The sequence below is a fragment of the Ornithinimicrobium sp. genome (assembly GCF_051004135.1).
Classification (GTDB): Bacteria; Actinomycetota; Actinomycetes; order Actinomycetales; family Dermatophilaceae; genus Ornithinicoccus.
The window spans coordinates 17,462-27,981 of record NZ_JBPCKQ010000204.1 but is presented as its reverse complement, the minus strand read 5'-3'; the positions used below and the strand labels follow the sequence as shown (position 1 = coordinate 27,981).

At 70.8% G+C, this 10,520-nt stretch carries 11 protein-coding genes; 6 read left to right on the top strand and 5 right to left on the bottom strand.

The window, feature by feature from the left end; genetic code table 11:
* Together ACR2FV_RS14455 and ACR2FV_RS14450 are read left to right on the top strand one after the other, a co-directional pair.
* Window positions 1–833 (top strand): ABC transporter permease (locus ACR2FV_RS14455; RefSeq protein ID WP_434016396.1); only part of this gene is annotated, 833 nt, incomplete at its 5' end.
* Between the two features lie 9 nt (window positions 834–842).
* On the top strand, window positions 843–1,238 hold the full coding sequence (locus ACR2FV_RS14450; protein ID WP_434016395.1) for a cytidine deaminase: 396 nt from the start codon (window positions 843–845) through the stop codon (window positions 1,236–1,238).
* A gap of 25 nt (window positions 1,239–1,263) precedes the next feature.
* Here ACR2FV_RS14450 and ACR2FV_RS14445 read toward each other — a convergent pair whose 3' ends face one another.
* The gene (locus tag ACR2FV_RS14445; protein ID WP_434016394.1) at window positions 1,264–1,935 is read right to left on the bottom strand and encodes a hypothetical protein; all 672 of its coding nucleotides are present in this window, start codon (window positions 1,933–1,935) and stop codon (window positions 1,264–1,266) included.
* Window positions 1,936–2,029: 94 nt separating this feature from the next.
* Here ACR2FV_RS14445 and ACR2FV_RS14440 point away from each other — a divergent pair, with 94 nt between their 5' ends.
* Complete coding sequence (locus ACR2FV_RS14440; protein ID WP_434016393.1) at window positions 2,030–3,322, top strand: thymidine phosphorylase; 1,293 nt, start codon at window positions 2,030–2,032, stop codon at window positions 3,320–3,322.
* Between the two features lie 123 nt (window positions 3,323–3,445).
* On the opposite strand, the gene ACR2FV_RS14435 is transcribed toward ACR2FV_RS14440, so the two are convergent.
* From ACR2FV_RS14435 to deoC, 3 genes are read right to left on the bottom strand one after another with little or no spacing between them, the layout of a single operon-like run.
* Window positions 3,446–4,339, bottom strand: a complete 894-nt coding sequence (locus ACR2FV_RS14435; RefSeq protein WP_434016392.1) for an aldehyde dehydrogenase family protein — start codon at window positions 4,337–4,339, stop codon at window positions 3,446–3,448.
* Complete coding sequence (locus ACR2FV_RS14430) at window positions 4,336–5,796, bottom strand: aldehyde dehydrogenase family protein (protein WP_434016391.1); 1,461 nt, start codon at window positions 5,794–5,796, stop codon at window positions 4,336–4,338. The genes ACR2FV_RS14435 and ACR2FV_RS14430 overlap by 4 nt, the downstream gene beginning before the upstream one ends.
* Before the next feature lie 34 nt (window positions 5,797–5,830).
* Window positions 5,831–6,808, bottom strand: coding sequence for a deoxyribose-phosphate aldolase (deoC, locus tag ACR2FV_RS14425; RefSeq protein ID WP_434016390.1), 978 nt, complete (start codon window positions 6,806–6,808; stop codon window positions 5,831–5,833).
* A 152-nt stretch (window positions 6,809–6,960) separates the two neighbouring features.
* Here deoC and ACR2FV_RS14420 point away from each other — a divergent pair, with 152 nt between their 5' ends.
* Together ACR2FV_RS14420 and ACR2FV_RS14415 are read left to right on the top strand one after the other, a co-directional pair.
* Window positions 6,961–7,311 carry a cupin domain-containing protein gene (locus tag ACR2FV_RS14420; protein ID WP_434016389.1) on the top strand — a complete coding sequence of 117 codons (351 nt, stop codon included), beginning with the start codon at window positions 6,961–6,963 and terminating at the stop codon, window positions 7,309–7,311.
* Window positions 7,312–7,318: 7 nt separating this feature from the next.
* Complete coding sequence (locus ACR2FV_RS14415) at window positions 7,319–8,473, top strand: adenosine deaminase (RefSeq protein ID WP_434016388.1); 1,155 nt, start codon at window positions 7,319–7,321, stop codon at window positions 8,471–8,473.
* Window positions 8,474–8,492: 19 nt separating this feature from the next.
* Here the strand turns inward: ACR2FV_RS14415 and ACR2FV_RS14410 are convergent, their stop codons facing one another.
* Entirely contained in the window at window positions 8,493–9,305 is an 813-nt protein-coding gene (locus ACR2FV_RS14410) for an RDD family protein (protein WP_434016387.1), read from the bottom strand.
* A gap of 78 nt (window positions 9,306–9,383) precedes the next feature.
* On the opposite strand from ACR2FV_RS14410, the gene ACR2FV_RS14405 reads away from it, so the two are divergent.
* Complete coding sequence (locus tag ACR2FV_RS14405; RefSeq protein ID WP_434016386.1) at window positions 9,384–10,379, top strand: stage II sporulation protein M; 996 nt, start codon at window positions 9,384–9,386, stop codon at window positions 10,377–10,379.
* Window positions 10,380–10,520: the final 141 nt, after the last annotated feature.

Genomic DNA, 10,520 nt, shown 5'->3' with positions numbered 1-10,520 from the left:
GCTCCGGGGTGATCAACATCGCCATCGAGGGCCAGTTGCTGTTCGGCGCCTTCGCCGCGGCGGCCGTGTCCTCCCGGGTCGGCTCAGGGTATGCCGGGCTGGTGGCCGCCCCGGTCGCCGGTGCCCTCGTGGGTGCCCTGCTGGCGTGGTTTGCCGTGCGCTTTCGGGTCAACCAGATCATCGTCGGCGTCGTGCTCAACGCCCTCGTCATCGGCCTGACCGGCTTCCTGTTCTCCACGGTGATGTCGGACAACCGGGAGCTGTGGAACGCCCGCGAGCGCCTGGCCACCATCCGGATCCCGCTGCTGGCCGAGATCCCGGTGCTGGGGCCGGTGCTGTTCAACCAGACGATCCTGGTCTACCTCATGTACGGCCTCGTTGTCGTGCTGCAGATCATGTTGTTCCGCAGCCGGTGGGGTCTGCGCACCCGAGCGGTCGGCGAGCACCCCAAAGCCGCCGACACGGTCGGCATCAAGGTCAACGCCCGGCGCGTGTGGAACGTCATCCTCGGCGGAGCCATCGCCGGTCTGGGTGGTGCCTTCTTCACGATCGGCTCCGGGCTGGCCTTCGGCCGCGAGATGTCGGCAGGTCAGGGCTACATCGCCCTCGCGGCGATGATCCTGGGCAAGTGGAACCCCAAGCTGGCCGTGCTCGCGGCGCTGCTCTTCGGCTTCTCCCGCAACCTCGGCAACGTGCTGTCCACCATCGGCAGCTCGGTGCCCTCGGAGCTGCTGCTGATGCTGCCCTACCTGATCACCATCTTCGCCGTCGCCGGCTTCGTGGGCCGGGTGCGCCCACCGGCCGCCGAGGGCGTCCCCTACACCAAGAGCTGAGAGGGCGCCGTGGACACGGACGAGGTGGACTGGTCGGCGCTGCAGGCGCGGGCGGTCGAGGCGGTGGGGCGCGCCTACGCCCCCTACTCCCGCTACCCTGTCGGCGCCGCGGCGCTGGTCGACGACAGGCGGGTGGCGGTCGGGTGCAACGTCGAGAACGGCTCTTACGGGGTGGCGCTGTGCGCCGAGTGCGGGATGGTCAGCGACCTGGTCGCGGGCGGCGGGGGCCGCCTTGTCGCCGTGGTCTGCGTCGACGCCGCGGGCGAGTTCATCATGCCGTGCGGACGCTGCCGGCAGCTGATCCACGAGCACGGCGGTGCCGACTGCCGGCTGCTCACTCCCCAGGGCGACCTGAGCATGGCAGAGGTGCTTCCGCAGGCGTTCGAGCTGAAGCCCCCGAGCTGAAGCCCCCGAGCTGAGCTGACGAACCTCAGTGCAGCAGGACCTGCTCCGGCATCCCGTGCGCGAGCAGCCGGGTCGCGTGGGCTGCGGAGGCCGCGAGATAGAGCGTGCGGCCGCCGACGCCTACGACGCTGCGCTGCACGGAGGCGCAGGTGCCGGCGTCGATCGCCAGTCGTCCCTCCTCCTGCGGCAGCAGGGCAGGGTTGGTGCCGCCGGTGTCCACGTCGCCCTTGCGGGAGACCCGCGTCGGATCCATCGGGTCGTGCGACATCGCGCGGGCCAGCTCGTCCATCAGCGCGCGGTCCTCGGGCTGACCCCGCTCGGGAGTGCTGAACTCGATCTGCGCACCCATGGCTTCGTGCACCCCGTCGCTGACTTCGTGAACGGCATACGGCTGTAGGGCGAAGCCCGCCGTGTGGTCACGGGTCATCGTCGTGTAGGCGATGCCCTCGCCACCGTCGGGCAACGTCACCTGTGCCGCGACGCAGACCAGCTGTGGGGCCAGGCCGACCGCGAGTGTGTGCGCGGTGGACAGGGTCACGGCCATCCGGGGGGTGCTGACCACGGCGAGCACCCGGTCCTCGCGCAGCGCGACGAGCGTCGGATACATCGTGTGCTCCCCGTCGGCTCGGGCCAGGGCCCGACGCTTGAGGTCGACGATGGGTGGCACGATGAGGGCCATGGCTTGGGCGAGTTTCACGCGGGCAAGAATGCCATATTCAGACGTCACGACCGCAGATGCCACGGGCATGGACGGCCGGGGCTGCCTGCGGCGATGAGGAAGGCGGAATCAGATGAGCGAGGACTTCGACGCAGTCGACGTCATCCGGGCCAAGCGCGACCGGCTGGGACTGAGTACGGAGCAGATCGACTGGGTGATCGACGCCTACACCCGGGATGCGGTGGCCGATGAGCAGATGTCGGCGCTGGCCATGGCGATCCTGCTCAACGGCATGGACCGGCGCGAGATCGCCGACTGGACCGCGGCGATGATCGCCTCGGGGGAGCGGCTGGGCTTCTCCGGCCTGTCCCGCCCCACCGCCGACAAGCACTCGACCGGCGGGGTCGGCGACAAGATCACCCTGCCGCTGGCGCCGCTGGTCGCTGCCTGCGGCGTGGCGGTGCCGCAGCTGTCCGGCCGCGGGTTGGGACACACCGGCGGCACGCTGGACAAGCTGGAGTCGATCCCGGGCTGGCAGGCATCGGTGTCCAACGAGGCGATGCTGGCTCAGCTGGACGAGGTCGGCGCGGTCATCTGCGCCGCCGGCTCGGGGCTCGCCCCGGCCGACAAGCGGCTCTACGCCCTGCGCGACGTCACCGGCACGGTCGAAGCGATCCCGCTGATCGCCTCCTCGATCATGTCCAAGAAGATCGCCGAGGGCACCGGCACCCTGGTGCTCGACGTCAAGGTGGGCTCGGGTGCGTTCATGAAGGACGAGGCCCAGGCCCGCGAGCTTGCCGAGACCATGGTCGCGCTCGGTACCGACGCCGGGGTGCACACGGTGGCGCTGCTGACCGACATGCAGACGCCGCTGGGACTGACCGCCGGCAACGCCCTGGAGGTCCGCGAGAGTGTCGAGGTGCTGGCCGGCGGTGGCCCGGCCGATGTCGTCGAGCTGACGCTGGCCTTGGCGAGGGAGATGTTGGCCGGCGCCGGGGTCGACGACGTCGACCCGGGCGACGCGCTCGCCGACGGGCGGGCCATGGACGTGTGGCGCTCGATGATCGCCGCGCAGGGCGGCGATCCGGACGCCGAGCTGCCGACAGCCAAGGAGACTCAGCAGGTCACCGCCGAGCGGGAGGGCGTGGTGGGACGCCTCGACGCGCTCGCGGTCGGGGTGGCCGCGTGGCGGCTCGGCGCGGGTCGGGCGCGCAAGGAGGACCCCGTGCAGGCCGGCGCGGGGGTGCAGATGCACGCCAAGCCCGGGGACCGGGTGCAGGCCGGACAGCCGCTGCTGACCCTGCATACCGACACCCCGGAGCGCTTCGACCGGGCCCAGCAGATCCTCGAGGGCGCGATCGACATCGTCGACGAGGGCTCCGCCGTGGTGACCAGCGACCTGATCCTGGACCGCATCGGCGGGTGACCGATATGCGCGCCAGCGGGCCCTGCGAAGGCGCGTGTGGCGCGCACAACGGTCGGGGTGGACCGATATGCGCGCCAGCGGGCCCTGCGAAGGCGCTTGTGGCGCGCACAACGGTAGGTGGGGTCAGCGGCCCTTAGGGTGCCAGACCGTCTTGGTCTCGGTCAGCGCACTCATCCGGCCCAGATCCGGCGTGGGCTCGAAGTCGGGCTCGACCGCCTGCACGCCGCTGCCGCCGGGGCGGCGCACCCGCTTGACGTTGTCGGCGGCCGCACGCTCCAGGTCGCCCCACTCCAGTCCGTCGACGCCGGCCGCGCCGGTGAGGTCGATGGCGTTGACGTCGCGGTGGGTCGCCAGCCACGGCGCGACCTCGGCCGGATCACCGGTCAGGATGTTGACCACGCCGCCGGGGACGTCGGAGGTGGCCAGGGCCTCGGCGAGGGTGATCGCCGGCAGCGGCCGGTCCCGGCTGGCCATGACCACGACGGTGTTGCCGGTCACCAGCGCCGGCGCGATCACCGAGACCAGTCCGAGCAGCGAGGACTCCTGGGGCGCCAGCACCGCGACGACACCGGTCGGCTCGGGGGCAGAGATGTTGAAGAACGGCCCGGCGACCGGGTTCATCGCCCCGGTGACCTGCGCAAACTTGTCGGACCACCCGGCATACCAGACCCACCGGTCGATGGCTGCGGAGACGACCGTCTCGGCCCGCGCGGCGCTGAGCCCCTCCCCGGTGCGCACATCGGAGACGAACTGCGCCCGCCGCGACTCCATCACCTCGGCGACCCGGTAGAGCACCTGAGCTCGGTTGTATGCCGTGGCACCGGCCCAGCCCGGCTGCGCGGCCCGGGCGGCCTTGACCGCGTCGCGAGCGTCCTTGCGCGATCCCTGCGCCGCGTTGGCCAAGAACTTGCGGCCGCGCCCGGCGGAGAACACCTCGTAGGAGCGGCCCGACTCGCTGCGCGGGAACGCCCCGCCGATGTAGAGCTTGTAGGTCTTGCGCACGTCCACCCGGCTCATGCTCCCTGCTCCTCCTGGACATAGGGCGCCAATCCGTGTCGGCCACCCTCCCGGCCGTAGCCGGACTCCTTGTAGCCGCCGAACGGGCTGGTCGGGTCGAACTTGTTGAACGTGTTGGCCCACACCACACCCGCCTTGAGCTGGTCGGCCATCCACAGGATCCGCGAGCCCTTGTCGGTCCAGATGCCGGCCGACAGCCCGTAGGGCGTGTTGTTGGCCTTGGCGACCGCCTCACCCGGGGTGCGAAAGGTCAGCACCGACAGCACCGGGCCGAAGATCTCCTCCTGGGCGATCCGGTGCGTCTGGGCGACCCCGGTGAACACGGTGGGGGCAAACCAGAAGCCCTTGGCGGGCAGCTCGCACTCCGGTGACCAGCGGGTGGCGCCCTCGTCCTCGCCGGCCTGGGTCAGCTCGGTGATCCGGTCCAGCTGGGCGCGGGAGTTGATGGCGCCGACGTCGGTGTTCTTGTCCATCGGGTCACCGACCCGCAGCGTGGCCAGCCGCCGCTTGAGCTTGGCCTCCACGGCCTCGGCGATCGACTCCTGCACCAGCAGCCGCGACCCGGCGCAGCACACCTGCCCCTGGTTGAAGAAGATGCCGTTGACGATGCCCTCGACCGCCTGGTCCAGCGGCGCGTCGTCGAAGACGATGTTGGCGGCCTTGCCACCGAGCTCCAGGGTGGCCCGCGTGCGGGTGCCGGCGATGGAGCGCGCGATGGCCTTGCCGACGCCGGTCGAGCCGGTGAAGGCGATCTTGTCGATGCCCTCGTGCTCGACCAACGCCTGCCCGGTCGGGCCGGCGCCGGTGATGATGTTGACGACGCCCGGCGGCAGGTCGGCCTGCTGGCACACCTGCGCAAACAGCAGCGCGGTCAACGGTGTCGTCTCGGCCGGCTTGAGGACCACGGTGTTGCCGGTGGCCAGGGCCGGCGCGATCTTCCACGCCAGCATCAGCAGCGGGAAGTTCCACGGGATGATCTGCCCGACGACGCCCACCGGCCGCGGCGGACCCGACCCGGGAGCGGTCAGCCCGGCATACTCCAGCTTGTCGGCCCACCCGGCGTGGTAGAAGAAGTGCGCGGCGGCGCAGGGGATGTCGACGTCGCGGCTCTCCTTGATCGGCTTGCCGTTGTCGAGGGTCTCCAGCACCGCGAACTCCCGGGCCCGCTCCTGCAGAATGCGCGCGATACGGAAGAGGTACTTGCCCCGGTCCGCCCCACTCATCCGCGACCAGACCCGGCTGTATGCGGTGCGCGCGGCGGCGACGGCCCGGTCGACGTCGTCGGCGCTGGCCTCGGTGATCTCGGCGAGCACCTCCTCGGTCGCGGGGCTGATCGTCTTGAACGTGGCGCCACCGGCGGACTCGACGAACTCGCCGCCGATGAACAACCCGTAGGAGGAGGCGATGTCGACGACGGCGCGGGACTCCGGCGCCGGGGCGTAGTTGAAGGTGGGCATCACAGGTGCTTTCGGGTCGTCGTGGTCACGGCGCTCAGTCGATCGTCACGTAGTCGGGGCCGCTGTAGGCGCCAGTGGTCAGCTTGTGCCGCTGCAGCAGCAGGTCGTTGAGCAGGCTGGAGGCACCGAACCGGAACCAGGCGGGGTCGAGCCAGTCCTGCCCGGCGATCTCGTTGACGGTGACCAGGTGCTTCAGCGCGTCCTTGCTGCTGCGGATCCCCCCGGCCGGCTTGACCCCGACCATGTCGCCGGTCAGCTCCCGCCAGTCGCGCACCGCCTCCAGCATGACCAGGGTCATCGGCAGGGTGGCGGCGGGGGAGACCTTGCCCGTGGAAGTCTTGATGAATTCGGCGCCAGCCAGCATGGCCAGCCAGGAGGCGCGACGGACGTTGTCGTAGGTGACCAGCTCGCCGGTCTCCAGGATCACCTTCAGATGCGCATTCGGTCTGTCGTCGCGCCGGCAGGCCGCCTTGATCTGCACGATCTCCTCGAACACGTCCAGGTAGCGGCCGGACAGGAACGCTCCGCGGTCGATGACCATGTCGATCTCGTCGGCCCCGGCGGTCACGGCGTCCCGGGTGTCGGTGAGCTTGACCGGCATACTCGCCCGGCCGGAGGGGAACGCGGTGGCGACCGCCGCGACGTGGACCCCACTGGCCCCCAGCGCCTCCTTGGCGATGCCCACCAGGTCGTTGTAGACGCACACCGCGGCCACGCGGGGGGTGCCCGGGTCGGTGGGATCGGGTAGCAGCGCCTTGGCGCACAGCGAGCGCACCTTGCCGGGGGTGTCCGCGCCCTCGAGGGTGGTCAGGTCGACCATCGAGATCGCGGTGTCGATGGCCCAGGCCTTGGCGGTGGTCTTGATCGAGCGGGTGCCCAGCCCCGCGGCCCGTGCCTCGCAGCCGACCTGGTCGACGCCGGGCAGGCCGTGCAGGAACCGGGTCAGGTTGGCCTCGGTGACGTTGGAGCCCCCCAGGACGTCCAGCGGTGCGGTGGCGGTCGGAGAACTCACCGATCGAGTGTATCCACAGCCTTGTCGAGCCGGTCCCCATGGGACGAGCCTTGCCGTGTGGTGTCGGCGCGCTCTGCCCCCCGCTGAGGGGTCACCGCTCGCGGCGAGGCGGGCCCCGGCACGTGGCCGAAGGTCACACCTAGACTGCTGCTATGGCGGAGATCTTGGACGCGACCCCCTTCCCCGTGCCGGGTGGCAAAACGATCGATGAGCTGGTCGGCCGGGTCAGCAGCGGGCACACCAACGTCTCGGTGGCGCACATGACCGCCGAGGCGGGATGGAGCGAGCCGGGCCAGGTGCCGGAGTTCGAGGAGATCACGTATGTGATCGCCGGGTCGCTGGAAGTGCACCACGACGAGAGCAAGCTGACCGTGCCGGCCGGTCAGGCCGTGCTGGCCCGATGCCGGGAATGGGTGCGCTACGAGGCAGGTGACGAGGGTGCGGAGTACCTCGCGATCTGCGTCCCCGCCTTCGACGCGCACGCTGCGCACCGCGAGGAGTGAGGGGCGGATGACTGTGGAGACGACCGACGAGCTTGTCGCCCGACTGCCCAAGGTGGTGCTGCACGACCACCTGGACGGGGGACTTAGCCCGCGCACCGTGCTCGAGCTCGCCCATGAGCAGGGGTATGCCGAGCTGCCCGCTGATTCGGTCGACGCGCTCGCCGCGTGGTTCCGGGACAGCGCCGACTCCGGCTCCCTGGAGCGCTACCTGGAGACCTTCGCCCACACGGTCGGGGTGATGCAGACCGAGGACGCCCTACGGCGGGTGGCCAGCGAGTGTGTGCTGGACCTCGCAGAGGACGGGGTGGTCTACGCCGAGGTGCGCTACGCGCCCGAGCAACACCTGCAGCAGGGATTGGAGCTGGACCAGGTGGTGGCCGCGGTCACGGCGGGCTTCCAGGACGGGATGGCGCAGGCCGCCGAGCAGGGGCGCGAGATCACCGTCTGCTCGTTGCTGACCGCGATGCGGCACGCGGCCCGCTCCCGGGAGATCGCCGCACTCGCGGTACGGCACCGCGACGCCGGGGTGGCCGGCTTCGACATCGCCGGCGCCGAGGCCGGCTTCCCGCCCACCCGGCACCTGGATGCCTTTGAGTACCTGCGCCGGGAGAACGCCCACTTCACCATCCACGCGGGCGAGGCCTTCGGGCTGCCCAGCATCTGGGAGGCGTTGCAGTGGTGCGGCACCGAGCGGCTGGGTCACGGCGTGCGCATCGTCGACGACCTCACTCTGGACGGCCGCCCGGTCGCCGAGGTGCCGACGCCGTTCGCCCAGTGGAGCGACGAGCAGGTGGCCGCGGTCCACCTCGGCCGGCTCGCGGCATACGTGCGAGACCGTCGGATCCCGCTGGAGATGTGCCCGTCGAGCAACCTGCAGACCGGCGCCGCGCCCAGCATCGAGGCGCACCCGATCACCCTGCTGGAGCGGCTGCGCTTCCGGATCACGCTCAACACCGACAACCGGCTGATGAGCAGCACCACCATGGGCCGCGAGATGGGGCTGCTGCTGGACCACGCCGGCTGGGAGGTCGCCGACCTGCGGCGGGTGACCATCGATGCGATGAAGTCGGCGTTTCTGCCCTACCGGCACCGGCGTGACCTGATCGACCGCCTGGTGCTGCCCGGGTATGCCGCGGTGATCGGCCCCGCGACGTTGCGCTGAGGCTCGGCGCAGGATGGGCTCAGTGCAGTGGGTCGGCGCCGATGACCTTGGCGCGCAGGGCGTCCTCGCGGTCCAGTCGCAGGTCGTCGCGCCGACGCCGCTCGGCGAGCACCGTGGCCAGCACCTGTATCGGGGGAGCACCCTGCGGGGGTGGCGGTGCGACATACCCGAGCAGGTCGCCGTAGAGCCGGCTGCCGGTGGCCTCCCGAGCGGTCGGGGTGAGCGCTCCGGCGCGGCCGAGGAACTGCCGCAGCGCCACACTCAGGCCGTCGGGCAGCGTGGCGATGTCGACGCCCTGGGCCCACTCCTGCAGCAGCGGGTCGGTCTGCGGCGGGGGCGGGAGCCTGAGCCGGTGCCGGTCGCGCACGACATAGGTGCCGGCCAGGAAGTCACCGAGCCGCTTGGCCCGCTCGTTGGTGGCGGCCACGATCAGGGCGAGCGCACCAACGCTCAGCCACACCTCGACGAAGCCGACCAGGGCCCGGATGACCGCGTGCCGGAACCCGATCGGTCCGGCGTCGTCGCGCACGGTGCGCAGTCCCAGGGCGAGCTTGCCGACGGTCCGGCCGCGCAGCAGGGTCTCCTGGGCGACGTTTACGGCCACCAGGGCCAGCACGACGGTCAGGATGACCAGGGCCCGCAGCAGCGCGGCGTCGGCGCCGCTGATGATCCCGGAGAGCAGCCACAGCCCCAGCAGGCCGAGTAAAATCGCCACGATCAGGTCGAGCAGACCGGAGGTCATCCGCAGCGGCAGGCTGGCTGCGGGCAGGTCGAGCTCGACCGCCTCGGAGGTGACGAACCCCTCGCTCTCGAAGATGCCGCGGGTGGCCATGCCGACCAGCGTAGCGAGGCAACCGCCGGTCGACAGGTCCCGAGCCGCGATGTCAGCGGCGCTGGTTAGAGTTCAGGGGTGGATCTGGATGCGCTGGTCCGGCGTCGCCGGCAGGGGTGGGAGCGACTCGACGAGCTGAGCCGGCGCCGGCACCTCGACGGGGCTGAGGCCGACGAGCTGCTCGACGGCTACGCCCGCACCGCGACCGACCTGTCCCTGGTGCGCTCCAGTGCCCCGGACGCCTCGCTGGTGACCCACCTGTCGCTGTTGCTCACCCGAGCACGGCTGCGCTCGAGCCGGGCGAGGTCGTTCGGCTGGGCCAGCATCGGGGAGTTCTTCGTCGAGGACTTCCCGGCCGCGTTGTACCGGATGCGGCGTTGGTGGATCATCACCGCCCTGCTCAACGTGGCGATCGCCGCGGCCCTGGGCACCTGGCTGTTCTACAACCCGGTCGTGGAGAACACGCTGATCTCCACGGCCGAGGTGCAGCAGCTGGTCGACTCCGACTTCGAGAACTACTACTCCGAGAACCCTGCCAGCAGCTTCGCCTCCCTCGTCTGGATCAACAACTCGTGGGTGGCGGCACAGTGCATCGCCTTCGGGGTGCTCGGGCTGCCGGTGTTGTGGGTGTTGTGGCAGAACATCTCCAGCCTGGCCGTCGTGGCGTCCCTGATGCACGCGGAGGGCAAGGCGGCAGTGTTCTGGGGGCTGATCACCCCGCACGGGCTGCTGGAGCTGACGGCAATCTTCGTGGCCGCGGGGGTGGGCTTGCGGCTGTTCTGGTCCTGGGTCGACCCGGGGCCGCGGACGCGGCTGTCGTCCCTGGCTGCCGAGGGGCGCAGCGCGGCCACGGTCAGCCTGGGCCTGGTCTTCGTGCTGCTGGTCTCCGGGCTGATCGAGGCCTTCGTGACCCCGTCACCGCTGCCCACCTGGGCCCGCGTCGGCATCGGGATCCTGGCCCTGGGACTTTTCCTGACCTACGTGTTCACGCTCGGTCGGTATGCCGTGCGGCGTGGCCTGACCGGTGACGTCGACGCCTCCCAGCAGGTCGACGAGGCTCCCCTCGAGGCGTGAGTTGCGGCGCTCCGCCGCCCGCGCCTCATCGGGTCGGTGCAGAACGTGCCGAGTGTCACGGTATGCAACGTCTTGGCGGTCGGAGCCGGTGCGTACGGTGACACTCGGCACCGACTGCACCACGCGTATGCCGAAGGCAGA

What these genes read in the sequence shown, in the direction of transcription:
- ACR2FV_RS14440 (WP_434016393.1), top strand. Translation starts at nt 2,030, where the DNA reads ATGAGCGAGGACTTCGACGCAGTCGACGTCATCCGGGCCAAGCGCGAC.
- ACR2FV_RS14435 (WP_434016392.1), bottom strand. Translation starts at nt 4,339, where the DNA reads ATGAGCCGGGTGGACGTGCGCAAGACCTACAAGCTCTACATCGGCGGG.
- ACR2FV_RS14430 (WP_434016391.1), bottom strand. Translation starts at nt 5,796, where the DNA reads ATGCCCACCTTCAACTACGCCCCGGCGCCGGAGTCCCGCGCCGTCGTC.
- ACR2FV_RS14420 (WP_434016389.1), top strand. Translation starts at nt 6,961, where the DNA reads ATGGCGGAGATCTTGGACGCGACCCCCTTCCCCGTGCCGGGTGGCAAA.
- ACR2FV_RS14415 (WP_434016388.1), top strand. Translation starts at nt 7,319, where the DNA reads ATGACTGTGGAGACGACCGACGAGCTTGTCGCCCGACTGCCCAAGGTG.
- ACR2FV_RS14410 (WP_434016387.1), bottom strand. Translation starts at nt 9,305, where the DNA reads ATGGCCACCCGCGGCATCTTCGAGAGCGAGGGGTTCGTCACCTCCGAG.